Origin of the sequence: Streptomyces sp. NPDC059897 (assembly GCF_042730865.1) — a bacterium.
Lineage (GTDB): Bacteria > Actinomycetota > Actinomycetes > Streptomycetales > Streptomycetaceae > Streptomyces.
Map to the genome: position 1 here is coordinate 274,458 of NZ_JBHWKQ010000002.1, position 18,283 is coordinate 292,740.

The 18,283-nt window shown below is 73.7% G+C and carries 16 protein-coding genes; 10 read left to right on the plus strand and 6 right to left on the minus strand.

From position 1 onward, the window contains the following. Positions 1-73: 73 nt before the first annotated feature. Positions 74-1,276, plus strand: a complete 1,203-nt coding sequence (locus tag ACFV9W_RS03985; RefSeq protein ID WP_385755329.1) for a serine hydrolase domain-containing protein — start codon at positions 74-76, stop codon at positions 1,274-1,276. A gap of 30 nt (positions 1,277-1,306) precedes the next feature. After that, positions 1,307-2,020 (plus strand): TetR/AcrR family transcriptional regulator, encoded by a 714-nt coding sequence (locus ACFV9W_RS03990; protein ID WP_385755331.1) that lies wholly within the window; start codon positions 1,307-1,309, stop codon positions 2,018-2,020. Positions 2,021-2,259: 239 nt separating this feature from the next. On the opposite strand, the gene ACFV9W_RS03995 is transcribed toward ACFV9W_RS03990, so the two are convergent. Then, positions 2,260-3,102: an alpha/beta fold hydrolase gene (locus ACFV9W_RS03995; protein ID WP_385755333.1), complete on the minus strand. Its 843-nt coding sequence runs from the start codon at positions 3,100-3,102 to the stop codon at positions 2,260-2,262. Positions 3,103-3,241: 139 nt separating this feature from the next. Between ACFV9W_RS03995 and ACFV9W_RS04000 the strand changes: the two genes are divergently transcribed. Then, positions 3,242-4,477 (plus strand): hypothetical protein, encoded by a 1,236-nt coding sequence (locus tag ACFV9W_RS04000; RefSeq protein WP_385755334.1) that lies wholly within the window; start codon positions 3,242-3,244, stop codon positions 4,475-4,477. A 37-nt stretch (positions 4,478-4,514) separates the two neighbouring features. Here ACFV9W_RS04000 and ACFV9W_RS04005 read toward each other — a convergent pair whose 3' ends face one another. The 5 genes from ACFV9W_RS04005 to ACFV9W_RS04025 are packed head-to-tail and all read right to left on the minus strand — an operon-like array spanning position 4,515 to position 9,108. Then, positions 4,515-4,673, minus strand: a complete 159-nt coding sequence (locus ACFV9W_RS04005; protein ID WP_385755336.1) for a hypothetical protein — start codon at positions 4,671-4,673, stop codon at positions 4,515-4,517. Continuing rightward, complete coding sequence (locus ACFV9W_RS04010; RefSeq protein WP_385755338.1) at positions 4,670-6,157, minus strand: glycosyltransferase; 1,488 nt, start codon at positions 6,155-6,157, stop codon at positions 4,670-4,672. Before ACFV9W_RS04010 ends, ACFV9W_RS04005 begins: the two co-directional genes overlap by 4 nt. Next, the gene (locus ACFV9W_RS04015; protein WP_385755339.1) at positions 6,157-6,897 is read right to left on the minus strand and encodes a PHP domain-containing protein; all 741 of its coding nucleotides are present in this window, start codon (positions 6,895-6,897) and stop codon (positions 6,157-6,159) included. The genes ACFV9W_RS04010 and ACFV9W_RS04015 overlap by 1 nt, the downstream gene beginning before the upstream one ends. Then, positions 6,894-7,967, minus strand: a complete 1,074-nt coding sequence (locus ACFV9W_RS04020) for an ATP-grasp domain-containing protein (RefSeq protein ID WP_385755341.1) — start codon at positions 7,965-7,967, stop codon at positions 6,894-6,896. Before ACFV9W_RS04020 ends, ACFV9W_RS04015 begins: the two co-directional genes overlap by 4 nt. A 7-nt stretch (positions 7,968-7,974) precedes the next feature. After that, entirely contained in the window at positions 7,975-9,108 is a 1,134-nt protein-coding gene (locus ACFV9W_RS04025; protein ID WP_385755343.1) for a PIG-L deacetylase family protein, read from the minus strand. A 174-nt stretch (positions 9,109-9,282) separates the two neighbouring features. Here ACFV9W_RS04025 and ACFV9W_RS04030 point away from each other — a divergent pair, with 174 nt between their 5' ends. From ACFV9W_RS04030 to ACFV9W_RS04060, 7 genes are all read left to right on the plus strand, one after another. Continuing rightward, the gene (locus ACFV9W_RS04030) at positions 9,283-10,083 is read left to right on the plus strand and encodes a triphosphoribosyl-dephospho-CoA synthase (protein ID WP_385755345.1); all 801 of its coding nucleotides are present in this window, start codon (positions 9,283-9,285) and stop codon (positions 10,081-10,083) included. Positions 10,084-10,199: 116 nt separating this feature from the next. Beyond that, complete coding sequence (locus tag ACFV9W_RS04035) at positions 10,200-11,957, plus strand: PP2C family protein-serine/threonine phosphatase (RefSeq protein WP_385755347.1); 1,758 nt, start codon at positions 10,200-10,202, stop codon at positions 11,955-11,957. A gap of 191 nt (positions 11,958-12,148) precedes the next feature. Then, complete coding sequence (locus ACFV9W_RS04040) at positions 12,149-13,774, plus strand: AMP-binding protein (protein WP_385755349.1); 1,626 nt, start codon at positions 12,149-12,151, stop codon at positions 13,772-13,774. Between the two features lie 44 nt (positions 13,775-13,818). Beyond that, positions 13,819-15,012 carry an acyl-CoA dehydrogenase family protein gene (locus tag ACFV9W_RS04045; protein WP_385755350.1) on the plus strand — a complete coding sequence of 398 codons (1,194 nt, stop codon included), beginning with the start codon at positions 13,819-13,821 and terminating at the stop codon, positions 15,010-15,012. Next, on the plus strand, positions 15,009-16,367 hold the full coding sequence (locus tag ACFV9W_RS04050) for a phosphotransferase family protein (protein WP_385755352.1): 1,359 nt from the start codon (positions 15,009-15,011) through the stop codon (positions 16,365-16,367). The genes ACFV9W_RS04045 and ACFV9W_RS04050 overlap by 4 nt, the downstream gene beginning before the upstream one ends. 45 nt (positions 16,368-16,412) lie before the next feature. Beyond that, positions 16,413-17,243 carry a crotonase/enoyl-CoA hydratase family protein gene (locus ACFV9W_RS04055; protein WP_385755354.1) on the plus strand — a complete coding sequence of 277 codons (831 nt, stop codon included), beginning with the start codon at positions 16,413-16,415 and terminating at the stop codon, positions 17,241-17,243. A gap of 38 nt (positions 17,244-17,281) precedes the next feature. Next, positions 17,282-18,196, plus strand: coding sequence for an enoyl-CoA hydratase-related protein (locus ACFV9W_RS04060; RefSeq protein ID WP_385755356.1), 915 nt, complete (start codon positions 17,282-17,284; stop codon positions 18,194-18,196). Positions 18,197-18,283: the final 87 nt, after the last annotated feature.

The window sequence follows — 18,283 nt, forward strand, 5'->3', positions numbered from 1 at the left end:
CCCATTGCCCCGGCCGAACCACCGGTGTCACCATTGGTTCATAAATCGGCGGAGAGCCCTCGGGAGCACACGCATGGCACGCACGGCGCGATGGATGGCAGGCGGAGCGGCGGTCGCCGCCGGGGCAGGGATGGCCTGGCTGTGGCGGCACCAAGAGGAGGTCGCGTTCCGGCGGCCCGTGAACGAGTGGACGTTCACGCACATGTCGACGGTGCTGCCGGCGGCTGCCGTGCCCGCCGCCGCGCGGCCGCGCCCGCTGCCCCAGGGCGAGCTGCCGCCCGGGTTCACGTACGAGTTCCGGGGCGCGCGCCGCACGCTGGAGGAGCTGCACGCGCGCACGCACACCACGGGGTTCGCCGTGCTGCACCGCGGGCGGCTCGTGCACGAGAGCTACCCGGGCCGGTTCGGCGGGCCCGCCCGCCGCTTCCAGCTGTTCTCGCTCACCAAGTCGGTGACGTCGGTGCTGCTCGGCATCGCCCTGGCGGAGGGCGCGCTCGGCTCCCTCGACGACAAAGCGGTGACGTACTGCCCCGAGCTGGCCGGGTCGGCCTATGACGGGCCGACGGTCGCGGATCTGCTCGACATGACGAGCGGCGCCGGCGGGGTCGAGGACTACGAGGACCCGCAGGCGCCCGTCAACCGTCTGATGCGGGCCGTGACCGGCCGCGGCTCGGTGCTCGACGTGGTCCGCTCCGTCGACCCGGGTGCGGACCCCGGCACGTTCTTCAACTACTCGACGCTCGACACGCAGGTCCTCGGCTGGGTCCTCGAGGGCGCCACCGGCATGCCGCTGGCGCGGTACGCCGCCGAGCGGCTGTGGAGCCGGATCGGCGCGGAGACGGACGCGTACTACGGGCTCACGCGCGGCCGTCCGCGGACCGCCGTCGGCGGCGGATCGTTCAACGCGACGGTGCGGGACATGGCCCGAGTGGGGCTGCTCATGGCGCGCGGCGGCACCGTCGACGGCGAGCAGGTCGTCCCCGAGGAGTGGGTCGAGCGCGGACGCGGCAGCGGGAAGGAGTTCCTGCGGCCGGGAGCGCTCAGCGAGCTCTACCCCGCGCACTACGGCTACGCGAACCAGTGGTGGACGCTCGGCGGCGAGCACCGCGCCTTCACGGGGCTCGGCATCTACGGGCAGTTCCTGTGGGTCGATCCGGTGGCGGACGTCGTCGTGGTGAAGACGAGCGCCTGGCCCACGGCCGAGGATCCGGACCGGGACGCCGAGACCGTGGCGGCGCTTTCGGCCCTGGTCGACCACCTGTCCGAGGCGGAGTGACCGGGCGGGCCGGTGCATAGGATTGGCGCCATGACAGACCACGGCGTCCAGGGCGGCGGCGCCCCCGCACCGGCCGCCCGGCGCGGCCGGCCGCCGTCCACCGCCCTGAACCGGGACCGGATCCTGGACGCCGCCCGCGCCCTCGTCGAACGCGAGGGGCCCGACGCCCTGACCCTGCGCCGCCTCGGCGCCGAACTCGGCTCGAACCACACCGCCGTGCTGCGCCACTTCTCCGGCAAGGAGGACATCCTGCTCGGGCTCGCCGAGCAGCTGATCGAGGAGGCCGTCACGGGGTACGAGCCGACGGATTCCTGGCGTGAGACGCTGGCCGGCCTGGCCCGCCGCGTCCGCAGCGCCTGCCTCACCCACCCGCAGGTCGCCGCCGTCGTGGCAGGCCGGGTCTCGCGCCGCGACGCCGAGTTCCGGGGCGCGGACCTCGTCATCGGCGCGCTGCGGCAGGCGGGTTTCGGCGACCGGGAGGCGGCCCGCTACTACCGCGCGCTCGCCGACACCGCCCTCGCCATGGGCGCCCAGGAGGCCGCCCTCGCCGCGCTCGACAGCACGGCGCGGGAAGGCGACCGGCTGGCCTGGCGGCGCGAGTACCTGGCCGTGTCGCCGACCGCCTATCCGCACCTCGCGTCGGTCGCGCCGCACTTGGCCGCCGCGGACGAGGACGACCAGTTCGAGACAGTTCTCGGACTGCTCCTCGACGCGGTGGAGCTGCGGGCACCCCACAAACCCTGAAGCTCGGCACCGGCCGCCCTCTACACCCTCGACCGCCGTTCCGTCGCGACAACTGGCCGGAACTGTGCGGCACTTGATGCTTCTCCTACGATGACGTGAACCGCGGGGCACCCGGTGTCGGGCGACCCGTTCCGCTCGACCGGCTGTCGCCGGTCACGAGCGGCCCATGGACGTGGCAGCACCCGCTGGAGGGGAGCGGGTGTTGCTGCTCGTCGGGAGGGGGCGGAGGGTCGCCCGCGCTAGCGCAGGGTCAGCATCGCTTCGGCGATCTCCCCGACGTCCGCGGCACGGATCGCGGTGGCGGCCTCCTCCAGGACGAGCAGCCGCGCTCCGGGGACCTCCCTCGCGATCGCCTCGCCGTTGCCCACAGGGAAGAACGGGTCGCGGCGGCCGTGCACCACGAGCGTGGGGACGTCGATCCCGGGCAGCCGCTCGCGCCAGCGGGGTGCGCAGTCGAGCCGCGAGAACACCATCCCGAGCTGGTTGGCCATCTGGACCTGAGGGTCGGTGCCGGGCGTGCGGTCCCAGATCCGCGCCGCGACCGAGCGGGCGGCGGCGGGGTCGTCGCCCATGACCTCCGCGCCGGCCGCCGCGAACTCCGCGACCGCCTCGCGGTCGGACCAGTCGGGCATCGGACTCGAGAAGAGCCGGCCCATCGTCGCCCCGTCGTGATCGGGGAGGTCGTCGTCGACCGGGCCGGGCGCGACCGCGCGGGTGCCGACCAGGGTGAGCGCCGAGAACGTCCCCGGGTGGTCGAGCGCGGCCACCTGCGCGACCATCCCGCCGACGCCGATCCCCGCGAGGTGCGCGCGAGCACCGCCGAGCGCCTCGGCCAGGGCCGCCGCGTCGGCGGCCAGGTCGCGCAGCGTGTAGGCCGGCGCCTCCGGGTCCCCGGTCGTGGACTCGCCGCTGTCGCGCAGGTCGTAGCGCACGACCCGGCGCCCGCCCGCGGCGAGGCGCTCGCACAGCGCGTCGGGCCAGGACAACATCGTCGTCCCGCCCACGAGCAGCACCGGGGGCGCGTCCTCGGCGCCGAAGGACTCGATGCCGAGGACGATGTCATTGGCTTTCACGGTGGTCATACCAGGGAAGACCCGGCCCGCGGTCCGAATTCATCGCTCGGTGCACAGGGCTGGGCGGCGAGGCGAGGTGGTCTCGGCCCACGCCGCGTCCGTACACCCAAGAAGGCGCCAATGGGTGGATATGGGTTTGTATGGGGTCATGCCGTGCCACGCGATGAACCGCCGCTCGTTCTCCGCCCTGCTGCTGGGCTGCGCCGTGGCGGCGCCCGCTGCCCCGCTCCTCGGCTGCGCCCGGTCCGGCGGCACTCCGCACGACGACTCGGCGCGGGACGCCGTACGGCGTGCGTACACGTTCCTCGACCGGCGGGTCGACGAAGCGGCCGGCAGCCCGCACGGCCTGCCGCGCAGCTTCACCGGTGGCCACATGGCGCGGGACCACTCCACAACGGCCTTCACGTACGACGTCGCCCTCGTGGTCATCGCCTACTGCGCCCGGGGCACGGACGCCGACCTCAAGAGGGCCACCGCGCTGGCCCGTACGCTCCTTGCGCTCCAGGAGGAGGACTCCGGGGCGGACGGCAGGCTGCGGCAGTCGTACGTGTCGGGGCGTGTGCCGGACGGGCGGAAGGGGCCCGAGGTGGCGGCCGGTGACACCTTCACCGGCACCCTCGCCTGGGCGGGCCTCGCCCTCCTGCACGCCCACAAAGCCACTGGCACGGCCGGCTTCCGCGACGGCGCCGTGGCCGCCGCCGAGTGGATCCAGCGCCATGCGTACCGGCCGTCGGGCGTGCCCGGATACGCCGGAGGTGTCACCGCGCAGGGCGATGTCGTGCGCTGGAAGTCCAGCGAGCACAACGCCGATGTCGCGGGGTTCTTCCGGGGACTCGCCGACGTGGGCGAGCAGGAGTGGGCCGCCCGGGGCGACACCGCCGCCGGCTTCCTCGACGCCATGTGGGACGGCGACCGGGGCGCGTTCTGGACCGGGACCGGCACCGACGGCCGTACGGTCAACCGCATGCCCGTCCCCGAGGACCCGCAGACGTGGTCGTACCTCGCCACGCGGGACGCCGGGCACGCCGCCTCCGTCGACTGGGCGCGGAAGCGTCTCGCGGCCGAGGACGGGGGCTTCGTGGGGGTGTCGGTCAGCGACGCCGACACGTCCAAGGTGTGGTTCGAGGGCACCGCACACCTGGTGTGCGCGCTGCGGGCCCGCAACGGGGACGGGGATGCCGGGCACGCGGACCGGTTCCTCGATTCGCTGCGGGCCGCGCAGTCCGACGCCCCGAACGCGGACGGCCACGGCCTGGTCGCCGCGTCGTCCGACGGCCTGGACACCGGGGACGGCGACAAGATCTACGCCAGTCTGCACACAGGCACGACGGCCTGGTTCACCCTGGCGGCGCGGCGGGCCAATCCGTTCGTCCTGCCCCGCTGACCGGCTGCCCCACGTCCTCGCCGCGCGGCCGGCGGCGTCACAGCAGCCAGAGCCACCGCGCCACCAGCACCCCCGCGACGAGCAGCACCGCGAGCAGTTCCAGCCAGAACAGGCGGTGATCGCTGCGCCGGTCCTCGCGCGTCAGCTCGCGCGCCCGCCGCGCGAGCTGTTCCGGTGCGTGGTCGTCGTGCGTCATCGGCCCACCGCCACCTTTCCGGTCTTCTCGGTCTTGTCCCACGTCATCTGCTTGTTGCGGAGTTCCTGGACGAAGGAGGCGACCAGGCAGGCCGCCAGCAGGGAGCCGTATCCGGCCAGGTGCAGCAGCGGCGGGGCCAGCCACCGAAGCCGGGTGCCAGTGAGCATTTTGGCGAGCCAGGCGATCGGCATCGAGAGCGCGAGCCAGGCGTAGACGACGAGCATCACCGGGTGGATCGAGCCGTCCTGCGGGAGCAGTCCGGAGTGTTCAAGGAGCGGCATGAAGATGCCGGGCAGCGCCGTGATCACGAGGATCGCCGTGGCGATGGCGCCGGGGTAGATCAGGGCCTCGAACCAGCTGCGGCGGAAGGTGCCGGGGTCGATCACGGCCGACATGAACGTGATCAGGAGGTAGCAGATCAGGTTCGTCACCCAGAGCCAGTGGAACAGCGGCCAGGCGCGGTCGGGGTCGGTGAGGTAGAGGAAGAGCAGCGACGCCGAGCACAGCACGAGCAGCACGGGCGTGATCAGCAGGGAGAACCAGATCAGGCCGAAGAGGAAGGACCCGAGGCGGTGGTGCTCGCCGCGCGCGGTGCGGCCGCGGAACCAGATGTCCTTGTAGCGGCGGGTGACCTGGACGTTGCCGCGGGCCCAGCGCAGCCGCTGCTTCCACAGTCCCGCCAGGTCGCCGGGTTCCTCGGCGAGGACGGTGGCGAAGCCGTCGAAGACGACGCGGCGGCCCGCGAGCTGGGTCTCGAAGGTGGTGACGGTGTCCTCGGCCAGCGTCGTCGTGTCGATGCGGCCGCCGATGTCCTCCAGGTTGGCCCTGCTGTGCAGTTGGGCGCCGCCGGCGAGGCAGGCGACGACGCCCATGACGTTCTGGGCGCGGCGGGCGGCGGCCTGCGCGGTGATGTACTCGTAGGCGATGTAGCGGGTGAGGTAGTTGCCCTGTTTTCCGCTGCCCTCCTTGATGTACGCGGTCACGGCGCCGACGTCCGGCTTCGCGAGGTGCCGGGTCATCCGCCACAGCGCGTCCTCGTCGAAGACGACGTCGGCGTCCATGATGAGGACGGCTTCCGCCCAGTCGTCGCGCAGGACATGCTCCAGGCCGTGGTTGAGGGTGTGGGCCTTGCCCTGGCCGCCGTTCTCGCGGCGCAGGTGGATCACCCGGCCCGGGTGGCGGTCGGCCAGCTCTCGCATCACCTCGGGTGTCTCGTCCGTGCTGGCGTCGTCGACGACCACGACGCGCAGCCGGTCGGGCGGGTAGCGCATCGCGAGCAGGCCCTCGACGGAGGCGGTGAGGACGGGGGCCTCGTTCCAGGCGGGGATGAGGACGGCGGTGCGCGGCAGGTGCAGGGTGTCCTGGTCCTCGTACAGGTGCCGGAACCGCTGGAGGCCGATGAGCAGGAACTGGACGACGGCGGTGACCAGGGGCACGGCGCCGAGGAAGACGATCACCTCGGCGATGGTGTGCAGGATCTCCATCAGCCGGCGCACCGCCTCTCGGTCTCGGTCAGCGCCCCGGCGACCCAGGGGAAGACGCCGACGACCTCCGCGCGGTGGGCGTCGCTGCCCGCGGCGAGGTGGACGCCGGCCCGTGCCAGCAGCGCGGCGGTGCGCGGGGCGGGGCAGCGCCACTTCTCGTTGAGCTCGACCGTGACGTCGTGCTCCCGGCAGGCGCGGGCGAGCGGCGCGAGGAGGTGCGCGTCGACCGCCGTCTCGTCCAGGCCCGCCTTGGGCAACACGCTGAACAGGTGGGCCAGGTGCGCGGTGCGGCCGGCCGGGACGCGGGCGACGGCGCGCGTGGTGGCCGTCAGGAGGTGGTCGAGGGCCTCGGCCGGGGTGAGGGCGCCGGAGTCGATCCGCTCGCGGACCTCGTCCGGGTGGGCGGGCCCGTCGGGCAGCGGGAAGCGGTGGTCGGCGAGGGCTACGTGATCGATGCCGGTGAGGTCGTCGGGGAGGTCGATGCGCCCCTCGGTGTCCATGATCTTGGCCTCGACCCCGCAGACCAGGTGCACCTGTGTGTGGTTCCGCGCGGCGCGCACGGCGGCGACGTAGTCGGGCAGGTAGTCCGTGTCGGCGCGCACGTGGTCGGTGAGCACGAGGGTGTGCAGTCCGGCGGCCTCCGCGGCGGCGACCACGCGGTCGAGCGGGTCGTGGCCGTCGGAGAAGGCGGTGTGGGTGTGCAGGTCCGCGCCGAGCAGCGGGTGCGGGTGGCCGCTCATGCGGCGGCTCCCGCCCCGCCCGCCTCGCGCACGTCGCCCATGTCGCCCAGCTCGCTGGGGTGCAGCACGACGTCCTGCCAGTGGCGTACGACGGCGGTCTCGCGGTGGCCGATGCGCTCGGGCAGCGGCGCGCCGAGGAGCCCGGCGACCGCCCAGCGGGGCATGTCCACGCCCGCGGCGACGGTCAGCGACAGGCCGCCGGGCGGGCGGGGGTTGACCTCCAGGAGGGCGGGCTTGCCTTCGCGGTCCTCGCGCACCTGGACGTTGAGGACGCCGCGCAGGCCCAGGGTGCGCACGGTGTCCTCGGCGAGCGCGGACAGTTCGGGGTCGTGCAGGACACGACCGGCGACGACGATCCCGGAGTCCGTCTTGTCGCGGGCGCGCGGCACCGCGGCCACCACCCGCCCGTCCGCGTCGGTGAGCACGTCCACGGAGTACTCGGTGCCCGGCAGCATCTCCTGGAGGAGGTACGTGCCGTCCTGGGGCAGCCGGTCGAGGTCTGCGGCGCTCTCGACAACGGTGACGCCGCGGGAGCCGGAACCGGTGCGCGGCTTGGCGATGGCGGGGAAGCCGCCCGCGAAGTCGGCGCCGGGCACGTCCGTGGGGCCGATGAGGCGGGTGACCGGCTGGCGCACCCGGCCCTCGCACGCCTCGGCGAGCCGCCACTTGTCCAGGCAGGCCTCCAGGCCTTCGACGGACGGCACCAGCACGCGCACCCCGGCCTCGGCGAAGGAGTCCGCGGCGCGGGCCAGGGCCACGAGTTCGCTGTCCACGGTCGGGACGACGACGTCGACGGCGTGGCGGCGGGCCAGGTTCAGCACGGCCTCGGCGAAGTGCGGGGCGTGTCCGGGCGGCAGCAGCAGGCGGTAGGCGCGCGGCACCAGGTACAGGCCCGCGCCGTTGGGGTCGATGTCGGCGGCGTACCGCTCGGCGGCCCCGTCCAGGGCCCGCAGGAAGCACACGCCTGAGGGCCCGCCCGCGCCGGTCACGAGCACGCGGGGCGGTCGGCCGAACGCGTCGGAGAGGTCGGGGACCGGGACGGTGTGCGGCTCGGACATGGCCTGAGACATGGCCTGCTCAGACATGGTCCGCGGGGAAGAAGCCGAGCGGAGTGGCATCGCGGATGACCTCCAGAGGTTCTGCGTACCGGGCCTGCGAGAAGCGGCCCCAGTAACGGGCGGTGGAGCGCAGCAGGTCCTCTTCGAGGTACCAGCGGCTCGCGGCCTGGGAGTGGTGTTCGTTGATCGCGGAGAGCTTCGCGTCGAGGTCGCCCTCGCGCAGTCCGACGAAGCGGTTGGGGCGGTAGGCGACGGTCGCGGACGGCGACTGGTAGCAGGCCACGCGCGGCACCCGGCGGCTGGCGACGAGCGTCGCCCGGTGGACGGCCCTGTGGTCCTGGTGGGTGTCGCTGTCGGAGTGCACGAGGACGACGTCGGGCCGGGTGTCGGCCACGGTCCGCTCGATGGTCCTGACGGTGTGGCTGTCGTCGGCGATGGAGCCGTCGGGCAGGTCCTCCATGACCAGGCGGGCACCCATGGCCGTCGCCGCGCGGAGGGCCTCCTCACGGCGCTCATCGGGGTCGCCGCCGCCCGCGCCGCGGGACAGCGTCAGGATCGTGACGTCCCAGCCCTCGTCGGCCCTGCGGTGGATGGTGCCCCCGGCCCCGATCTCGACATCGTCGGGGTGGGCGCCGACGACCAGCATGTGCACGCGGCTGCGCGGCTCGGCGGCCTCGGCCGGGTCGGGCCGCTCGTGCAGGGCGCGGGCCACGGCCGCCACCAGTCCGTCGCGGTCGTGCCGCTCCACCATGTCGGCGGCCCGGCCGCGCAGCACGGCCCCGCCCCGCCTGGTGTTCGGCGTCTCCTCCGTGACCACGACCGGGACGTGCGGGTGCCGCGTGTGCCACTGCAGCAGGAAGGCGGTGAGCGCGTCGTCGCTTCCGCTGAGCCCGGTGTCCCAGACGGCGACGTCCCAGTCCGCCCCGGAGTCCGGCGGACGCTGCCCCGCCTCGACGAAGTCCTGCGGCGACCCGACGGTGTGGACCCACGCCGCTCCCTGCGCCAGCAGCGCCCGCGCCGCCGCCGATGCGGCACCTTCGACGTCACGGTCCGCGAGCAGTACGCGGGCCCCGGACAGCGCGGCGAGGACGTCCTCTGTGGTCGGGGGTGAACCGCCCTCCCCCTCAGGGGAGTTAGTGAATATTTCGGACATAAAGGCCACCTTAGCAGTGGCTCAGTAGACATGTGTGCACCAGTTAAAAGGTCAGTTCTTTCGCGGATATTCAGGGCCGCACGACCTCCCGCACACAGGACTTTGGTCCCGGTTTGCGCGTTTAGGCCCGGGGAGGACGACCCCTGTCCAACCGTCCAGTGGAAGCGACACCGCATGCTCGCCAGCACCCCGAACGTCACCGCCGACCGTCTCGCCGATCTCGCCGTCGCCGCCTTCACCCGCGCGGTGTTCCTGACGCCGAAGCCGGGGCTTCCGGACTGCCGGACCGCGCAGACCCCCGCCAACACCGTGTTCTCCGCCCTCGTCGACGCCGGTGTCGGCCTGCACGGCTCGTTCCGCGCCGCCGCCCTCGCCGGGGGCGACCTGGACCTGGACCGGCTCGCGGCGGCCTGCGCCGACGCGCAGCGCCAGGTGCCGTACGTCGCCTCCCTCAACGGCCTCGACGTCGCCGCCCGCTCGCTGTGCCTGCTGTCGGCGGCCTGGGCGCAGGGGGCGGAGGAAGCCGACGACGCCTGTCGCCGCGCCCTGGAACTGGACGCGCGGGTCGAGCCCACCGGGGACTTCCGCGACGGCTACCGCGCCCTGCGCGCCGAGGACAAGCGGCGCCATCTGACCACCGCCCTCGCCGCCCTGCCGGAGCTGCGCGCCGCACGGACGCGCGGTGTCCCCGAGGAGACCGCGCAGCTCGACGCGCTCCTCACGCTGATCGCGTCCGTCGACGACGTCCGGGTCGCGCAGGACAAGGGCCCGCTGGCCGTGCGTCTGATCCGGCAGGACGCCGCCGCGGTGCTGGCCGCGGGCGGCTCGGGCACCGAGGAGGGCGGCCGGCTGCTGTCCGAGCTCGACGAGGAGATGGTCCGCTACGGGATCTGCCCCGCGGCCAGCGGCGCCCTGCTCACGGTGCTGCTCTTCCTGGACTCGGTGGTCGAGCGCCCGCTGTCGGTCGCCGCCTGAACCTCGCAGCTCAGGCGGCACGCCACCGTGTGGCGTAGGCGGACTGGCCCGCACCGGCCCGGCCACCGAGGCTGATGGGCACTGGCCACGTCGCGCACAGGAGGCACTCCGCCCGTATGGACGCCACCTCAGCGGTGCCCGACGCCCGCACCCACCTGGCGCTCCGGTCGATCAGGGAGCTGCTGGCGGCCCAGCGGCGGCGGATCAGGCGGTACGCCGAGTCGTATCAGGAGCAGGGACAGGGCGAGGGCGGCCACGACGAGGGCGCGCTGTCCGCCACCGTCTCGTCCTCGCCGCTGCCGCCCGCGCCGACGAGCCGGGAGGTCCTCGACGCCCTGCCCGCGCCCGCGCTCCTGGTCGCCCCGCTCCGGGACGACGAAGGCCGCATCCAGGACGCCCTCTACGTCGCCCAGAACGCGGCAGCCCGCAGCTACGCCACCGAGCGCCTCCCGCACGGCGGCCTGCCGCGCTGGGAGGGTCCCGTGTCGCTGTTCGAGCGGTTCCCGTCCCTGACCGGGACGCCGCTGCCCGACATGCTGGCGGGCGCGCTGCGCGAGCGCGCCCCGCAGGGGCCCACGCTGATCGAATGGGTCGTGACCACGTCACACGGCCCGGTGCGGATCAACGACCAGGTCCGGGTCGCCCCGTGCGGCGAGCACCTCCTGATCACCTGGGAGCGCGGCCACCGCCTGCACATGGCGGCCGCCGCCCAGCAGCTGGTGCGCACCTGCTGGGCGGAGTGGAACCTGGGCGACGGCGGGGTCGACCCGTCGCGCGGCTTCCGCCGGGTGCTGGGCCTCGACGGGCAGGCGGACATCCCCACCCTGGCCGAGCTGGCGACGGCCGTCACCCCGGAGAGCCTGCCCGAGCTGTACCGGACGCTGTACGACGTCATCCTGCGCAAACGCACGGCCGTCTGCGAGCTGCGACTGAAGGGGGCCGGTGACAGGGTGGTCCGGATGACCGCCGAACCGGTGCGGATCGCCCCCGGCGGCCTGGTGTGGGCGCTGCGGGCCGTGCTCACCGATGTGACCGCCGAACGGCGCCGCCGCGCGACGGCCGAGCGCGCGGAACGCGAGGCGCGGCGCCAGCGCGAGCGGGCCGAGGCCGTCGCCGAGGTCGCGGGCGTACTGCGCGAGGCGGTCCTCCCCCACTTCCAGGACGAACTGGCCGCCTACGGACTCGAGGCCACCGCCGTGTACCGGCCCGACGCCCGGGAGGCCGGGGTCGGCGGCGACTGGTACAAGGCACGCAGACTCCCCGGCGACCGGCTCCTCGTGGCGCTCGGCGACGCCCGCGGGCACGGCCTCGCCGCGGTCACCCTCATGGCGAAGCTCCGATACGCGCTGGCGGGCCTCGCCTACACCGAGCAGCGCGTCGAGCAACTCACCGAGTGGCTCAATGAGTTGGCCTGCGCCGACGGCATCGAGTCCACCGCGACCGCGATCATCGCCCGCTACCACCCGGAGGAGGGGCTGCTGCGCTGGACCTGCGCGGGTCACCCGCGCCCCGTCCTCGTGCGGGACGGCGCGGTCCGCCAGCTGCCGGACCCCGAGGGCGGGCCAGGGCTCCCGCTGGGCGTCCTGTCGGGCGTGCCGTACACGGCGGCGGACGCGGCGCTGCGCGTGGGCGACCTCGTCCTGATGTACTCCGACGGGCTGACCGAGCGCCGCGACAGCGATCCCGACCTCGACACGCAGCGTTTTCTCGACGCGGCGAAGCGCTGCCTGCGCGGCGAAGCCCCCGGCGCGGGGCACGAGGCGCTCAACGAGTACGCCGAGCGCGTCGTCGGCGAGCTCGACGGACCGCACCGCTCCGACGACGCGACCCTCCTGGTCCTGCGGCGCACCGCGACACCGCCCCCAGCACCTTAACGACCGATCAGCATCTCCCCGCGGCAACGGCGAACCCGGCCGGAACAACCCCGTTTCGCGCCGCGGGGGTTGTCGTGGGACCGCGGGCCTTTTAACGTTCGATCAGTCCTGGATCGGGTCCCCGCACAGGCCGCCACGGCCAGGGTGACCCGGGCCGTCCGGCAGCCGTCGACGGGAGCCCCGTGTCCTTCGTGCCCGACGCAACTGAAGCCACTGACGCACCTGACACATCCGGTCCCACCGCACCGCCCGCCCCCTCGCCCGACGCCGCCCTGCGGGCCGGTCGCCGTCTCTCGCTCGCCCACCAACTGGCGCGCCAGGCCCGGCGCACGCCCACCGCACCGGCCCTGCGGCACCGGGACCGGGAGATCACGTATGCCGCCCTCGACGCGCGCGTGAACCGGCTCGCGCGCGCCTACGCCGCGCGTGGTGTCGGACCGGGCGACCGGGTCGCCGCACTGACCACCAACCGGACGGAGACGGTGGAGGTCTGGTTCGCCGCGCTGCGGCTCGGCGCGATCGCGGTGCCGGTCAACTTCCGTCTGGTGCCCGCCGAAGTGGCCCATGTCCTAGGCGACTGCACACCGACCGTGTTCGTGGTCGACGAGCCACTGGCACAACTCGGCCTGGAGGCACGGCGCCTCGCCGGCTCCGGCTGCCGGGTGCTGCACCTCGGGGAGGGCGAGGCCCCGGACGGCACCGAAAGCCTCACCGCGGTGCGTGACACGTACGACGACGGGCCCGTCGAGACCGATGTCGAGGAGAACGACCCGGCGTTCCTGATGTACACCTCGGGAACCACGGGCCGTTCCAAGGGCGCCGTACTCAGCCACCTCAACCTGATCGTGAACACCCTGCACATGGTGGAGGTCCAGGCGCCGAAGCCGACCGACCGCGGCCTGCTGAACATCCCGATGTTCCACATCGCGGGCGTCGACTCGGTCGTCGCCTCCATGCTCTACGGCACCTGCACGGTCATCGGCGCCACCGTCGGCTTCGACGCGGCGGAGACGGTCGACCTGCTGGAGCGGGAGCGGATCACCAGCTGCTTCCTGGTGCCCAGCCAGTGGAAGGCGATCTGCGAGGTGCCGGGCATCCGGGACCGCAAGCTCGTGCTGAACAGCCTGAGTTGGGGGGCGTCCGCCGCCCCGCCCTCCGTCCTGGAGGCGATGAACGACACGTTTCCCGGCGTCGTCATCAGGAGCGCCTTCGGCCAGACGGAGATGGCCTCGGTGACGTGCTACCTCGACGGCGAGGACGCGGTGCGCAAGCTCGGCTCCGTCGGCAAGCCGGTGCGGCACGTCGACGCGCGGATCGTGGACGAGGAGATGCGGGACGTACCGGTGGGCGAGGTCGGCGAAATCGTCTACCGCGGCGGCAACCTCATGCTGGGCTACTGGAACAACCCCGAGGCCACCGCCGCGGCCTTCGAGGGCGGCTGGTTCCACTCCGGCGACCTGTGCCGGATGGACGACGAGGGCTACATCTACGTCGTCGACCGCAAGAAGGACATGATCATCTCGGGTGGGGAGAACATCTACTCCGCCGAGGTCGAGGCCGTCATCGACCAGCACCCCAAGGTCGCCGAGGTGGCCGTCGTGGGCGTGCCGCACCCCGAGTGGGTGGAGACCCCGCGCGCGTACGTCGTGCCGAAGGATCCCGCCGATCCGCCCACCGAGGCGGACATCACCGAGCACTGCCGCGAACTGCTCGCCTCGTACAAGAAGCCGACCTCGGTCGTCGTCATCGAGGCGCTCCCGCGCAACGCCGCCGGGAAGGTCCTCAAGGTGCGGCTGCGCGAGGCCGCCCGCGACTGACAGGACTCCCCCGACGCTCCCCGACTGGACGGATCAAGATCCGCATGCCTGAAGCGACACACCAAGACCTGACGGAACTGCGTGCCCGGATGGCCGCGTTCATCAACGACGAGGTGATCCCCGCCGAGAAGGCGCTCGGCGGCGGCACCCCCGAGGCCCGCGCCACGCTCGCCGCGCTCCAGGAGCGGGCGAAGAAGCTGGACCTGTGGATCCTCGGCCACCCCGCCGAACTCGGCGGCAAGGGGCTGCCGTTGTACGACTTCGCGCTGGTCAACGAGATCATCGGGCGTTCCGAGTACGGCCAGCTGGCCGTCGGCACGTACACCATGCAGGACTCGATCATGCTCGACCTGTACGCCTCCCGGGCGCAGCGCGAACGCTGGCTGAAGCCGCTGGTCAACGCGGAGATCAGCCCGAGCGTCGGGCTCACCGAGCCGGAGGTGGCGGGCTCCGACCCGACGCGGATCGCGACGACGGCGGTGCTCGACGGCGACGAGTGGGTGATCAACGGCCACAAGTGGTTCACGACCGGGGCCAGCCGGGCCGCGTTCACGACGGTCTTCGCCCGCACGGACGAGGACGCCGCGAGCGCGCACGCCGCCGTGTCCGCGATCATCGTCCCGGCCGGCACCCCGGGCCTGGAGATCTCCCGGGTCCTGGAGACGATGGGCGACACCGAGGGCGACCACTGCGAACTGCGCCTGACCGACGTACGGGTTCCCGCCGACCATCTGCTCGGCGAGCGCGGCGAGGGCTTCACCATCGCGCAGCGCCGCCTCGGCCCCGGCCGCATCTTCCACTGCATGCGCTGGCTCGGGCAGGCGCAGCGGGCCTTCGAGTTGATGGTCGAGCGCGCCAACACGCGTTACGCGCACGGGTCGTTGCTCGCCGAGAAGGGCGAGATCCGGCGCTACATCGCTGAGTCGGCCGCCGAGATCCAGGCCGCCCGCCTGATGACGCTGGACGCGGCGCGCCGTTACGACCAGGGCGGGCAGGCCCGCCTGGAGATCAGCATGGTGAAGTTCTGGGGCGCGCAGGTGCTGCACAACGTCGTGGACCGCGCCATCCAGGTGCACGGCGCGCTCGGTGTCACCGCCGACACACCGCTGGAGGCCATGTACCGGCGGGCCCGCTACGCCCGCATCTACGACGGGCCCGACGAGGTGCACCGCATGGTCGTCGCGCGCAAGCTGCTCGCCGACGTGGGCAGGGCGCCGTGGGCGGGGCTGCCCGCGTGAGCGATCCGCTGCGGGAGGAACTGCGGGCCCGGCTGGGCGAGTTGTGGGGCGGGGCCGTGAGTGTCGAGGGCTGGCGGCGGCTTTCCGGTGGCGCGAGCCGGGACACGTTCTCCCTCGACGCCACGGCTCCCGACGGCGGCCCGCACCCGCTGATCCTGCGCTGCGACCCGCCGGCCAGGCCGAACCCCGAGGTGATGGCGCGGGAGGCCGCGGCCCTGGCGGCGGCCGCCGAGGCGGGGGTGCCGGTGCCCCGGCTCGTCGACCACAGCACGGCCCTCGGGCGCGCCTGCCTGCTCATGGAGCGCGTCGAGGGCGAGACGATCCCGCGCCGCCTGCTGCGCGACGAGCGGTTCGCGGCGGTGCGCCCGAAGCTGGCGCGCGAGCTCGGCCGGATCCTCGCGCGCATCCACGCGATCCCGGTCGCGTCCGTCCCGGACCTGCCGACGACCGACCCACTGGACCAACTCACCGACCTCTACCGGCAGTTCAACGATCCGCGCCCGGCGCTCGAACTGGGCTTCCACTGGCTCGCCGAGCACCGCCCGCCGACCACAGGACCCTGCCGCCTCGTGCACGGCGACTTCCGCAACGGCAACCTCATGGTCGACGAGACGGGGGTGCGCGCCGTCCTCGACTGGGAGCTCGCCCACCTCGGCGATCCGGTCGAGGATCTGGGCTGGCTGTGCGTGAAGGCCTGGCGGTTCGGTTCGGCCGAACCGGTGGGAGGCTTCGGACCGCGCGAGGAACTGCTCGCCGGGTACGCCGAGGCCTCCGGGACCCGTCCGGGCGAGGACGAGCTGCACTGGTGGGAGGTGTACGGCACGCTCCGCTGGGCGATGCTGTGCCGCATGCAGGCCGAGCGCTTCCTGTCCGGCGCCGAACAGTCCGTCGAGTACGCCGTGTTGGGCCGCAAGGTGTGCGAGCAGGAGTACGACCTGCTGCTCGCGCTCGGCGTCACCGAGCCCGGCCCCCTGCCCGATGTGCTCGCCGGCCGCGACGACACGACCGCCGCTCCCCCGCACGACCGGCCCGGCGCCGACGCGCTGTTGCGCTCCGTGCAGGCCTTCCTCACCGAGGAGACGGCGGGCGATCCGCGGCTGCGCTTCCTGTCGAAGGTGGCGGCGAACGCCGTGGCCGTGGCCCGCCGCGAGGCGCTGCTCGCGCCGCTCCAGGCCGGGGCCCACGCCCGCCGTCTGGCCGCGCTCGGCCTCGCCGACGACCGTGCCCTCGCCGAGGCCGTCCGCGACGGCACGGTGGACCCCGGCGACCCGGCGGTCCTCGAAGCCGTACGAGGCGGTGTCACGGACCGGCTCGCGGTCGCCAACCCGGCGTACGCGGCGCAGCCCGCACGATGAGCGCCACCCCGAACCCGTAGGCACAAGAACCGAGGGAGCACGCGCATGACCAGCACAGAGGCCGCCGACGACACCGCACAGCGGGTGACCGTCACCGTTTCCGACGGCGTCGCCGACGTCCGGCTCAACCGGCCCGACAAACGCAACGCGCTCGACCCGGCCATGTTCGAGGCGCTCGTCGCCACGGGCGAGCGGCTGAAGACCGAGCAGGGCGTCCGGGCCGTGGTGCTGTCCGGTGAGGGGCCGGACTTCTGCGCCGGGCTGGACTTCACGTCCTTCCAGGCGATGCGCGACGGGCAGCGACTGTCGGGGCTCGCCGCGCTGCCGCCGTCGGACGGGCCCGCGCAGGCGGCCGGGCAGCGCGCCGCGTACGTGTGGGCCGAGCTGCCGGTGCCGGTGATCGCGGCGCTGCGCGGCAACGCGCTCGGCGGCGGGCTCCAGGTCGCGCTCGGCGCCGACATCCGCATCGTGGCGCCGGACGCCCGGCTCAGCGTGTTCGAGGTGGCGTGGGGGCTCGTCCCCGACATGACCGGCACGCAGCTGCTGCCCGAGCTCGTGGGCCGCGACGTGGCCAAGGAACTGACCTTCACCGCACGGATCGTGGGCGGCGAGGAGGCCGCACGCATCGGCCTCGCCACGTACACGGCGGACGATCCGCTGGCCGCCGCGCTGGAGACGGCGGCCCGGATCGCGGCGCAGAGCCCGCACGCCGTCCGCGCGTCCAAGCGGCTCCTCGACCTCGCGGGCCGCACCGATCTCGCGACCGGCTTCGCCGAGGAACAGAAGGAGATCGGCGCGCTGATCGGCAGCCCGAACCAGGTCGAGGCGGTGGCGGCCCGCTTCGGGAAACGGGCGCCGCGCTTCACCGACATCTGACAACTCCCTTACGGCACAGAGAGCTTGAGGACCCCCGCATGACCGACGCCCAACAGGCCGCCACGGCAACCGACTTCACGGAGATCCGCTACGCGGTCGCCGACCGCATCGCCACCATCACCCTGCACCGGCCCGAGCGCCTGAACGCCTTCACGCACACCATGGCCGCCGAACTCATCGCGGCATTCGACCTGACCGACGCGGACGACGAGGTACGGGCCGTGGTCATCACCGGCTCGGGGCGCGGTTTCTGCGCGGGCGCGGACCTGGCGGGCGGCGCCGCCACGTTCGACCACGATGCCGCCGGCCGGGCCGGCGGGCGCGCCGACTTCGGCACCATCGACGGGGTGCCGCGCGACGGCGGCGGGTGTGTGGCGCTGCGCATCGCCGCCAGCGTGAAGCCGGTCGTGGTGGCGGTCAACGGCCCGGCGGTGGGCGTCGGTTCGACGATGACGCTGCCCGCCGACATCCGGATCGCCGCCGAGTCCGCCCGCTTCGGCTTCGTCTTCGCGCGCCGCGGCCTGGTGCCGGAGGCGGCGTCGAGCTGGTTCCTGCCGCGAGTGGTGGGGATCTCGCAGGCGATGGAGTGGGTGGCGACGGGCCGGGTCTTCGACGCGGCGGAGGCCCTCACCGGACGCCTCGTCTCACGCGTGGTCCCCGACGCGGACCTCCTCCCTACGGCGTACGCGCTGGCCGCCGAGATCGCCGAGAACACCTCCGCCGTCTCGGTCGCCCACTCGCGCCGCCTGATGTGGTCGATGCTCGGCGCCGCATCGCCGTGGGACGCGCACCGCCTCGACTCGGCGGCCATCCACAAGCTCGGCCAGGGCCCGGACGCCGCCGAGGGCGTGATGTCCTTCCTGGAGAAGCGCCCGGCGAAGTTCCCGACGACCCTCGCCGACCACGAGGACACCCTCCCGGCGTGGCCGGAGCCGCCGGAGGACGTGCGATGAGCGCGGCCGGCCGGGACCGGCCGCCTCACGCACGCTGACCCGTGACCGGCACTTCCTCACCCCTCGATGTCAGGCGGTACGGCGCTG

What these genes read in the sequence shown, in the direction of transcription:
- ACFV9W_RS03985 (WP_385755329.1), top strand. Translation starts at nt 74, where the DNA reads ATGGCACGCACGGCGCGATGGATGGCAGGCGGAGCGGCGGTCGCCGCC.
- ACFV9W_RS03990 (WP_385755331.1), top strand. Translation starts at nt 1,307, where the DNA reads ATGACAGACCACGGCGTCCAGGGCGGCGGCGCCCCCGCACCGGCCGCC.
- ACFV9W_RS03995 (WP_385755333.1), bottom strand. Translation starts at nt 3,102, where the DNA reads ATGACCACCGTGAAAGCCAATGACATCGTCCTCGGCATCGAGTCCTTC.
- ACFV9W_RS04000 (WP_385755334.1), top strand. Translation starts at nt 3,242, where the DNA reads ATGCCGTGCCACGCGATGAACCGCCGCTCGTTCTCCGCCCTGCTGCTG.
- ACFV9W_RS04005 (WP_385755336.1), bottom strand. Translation starts at nt 4,673, where the DNA reads ATGACGCACGACGACCACGCACCGGAACAGCTCGCGCGGCGGGCGCGC.
- ACFV9W_RS04010 (WP_385755338.1), bottom strand. Translation starts at nt 6,157, where the DNA reads ATGGAGATCCTGCACACCATCGCCGAGGTGATCGTCTTCCTCGGCGCC.
- ACFV9W_RS04015 (WP_385755339.1), bottom strand. Translation starts at nt 6,897, where the DNA reads ATGAGCGGCCACCCGCACCCGCTGCTCGGCGCGGACCTGCACACCCAC.
- ACFV9W_RS04020 (WP_385755341.1), bottom strand. Translation starts at nt 7,967, where the DNA reads ATGTCTCAGGCCATGTCCGAGCCGCACACCGTCCCGGTCCCCGACCTC.
- ACFV9W_RS04025 (WP_385755343.1), bottom strand. Translation starts at nt 9,108, where the DNA reads ATGTCCGAAATATTCACTAACTCCCCTGAGGGGGAGGGCGGTTCACCC.
- ACFV9W_RS04030 (WP_385755345.1), top strand. Translation starts at nt 9,283, where the DNA reads ATGCTCGCCAGCACCCCGAACGTCACCGCCGACCGTCTCGCCGATCTC.
- ACFV9W_RS04035 (WP_385755347.1), top strand. Translation starts at nt 10,200, where the DNA reads ATGGACGCCACCTCAGCGGTGCCCGACGCCCGCACCCACCTGGCGCTC.
- ACFV9W_RS04045 (WP_385755350.1), top strand. Translation starts at nt 13,819, where the DNA reads ATGCCTGAAGCGACACACCAAGACCTGACGGAACTGCGTGCCCGGATG.
- ACFV9W_RS04055 (WP_385755354.1), top strand. Translation starts at nt 16,413, where the DNA reads ATGACCAGCACAGAGGCCGCCGACGACACCGCACAGCGGGTGACCGTC.
- ACFV9W_RS04060 (WP_385755356.1), top strand. Translation starts at nt 17,282, where the DNA reads ATGACCGACGCCCAACAGGCCGCCACGGCAACCGACTTCACGGAGATC.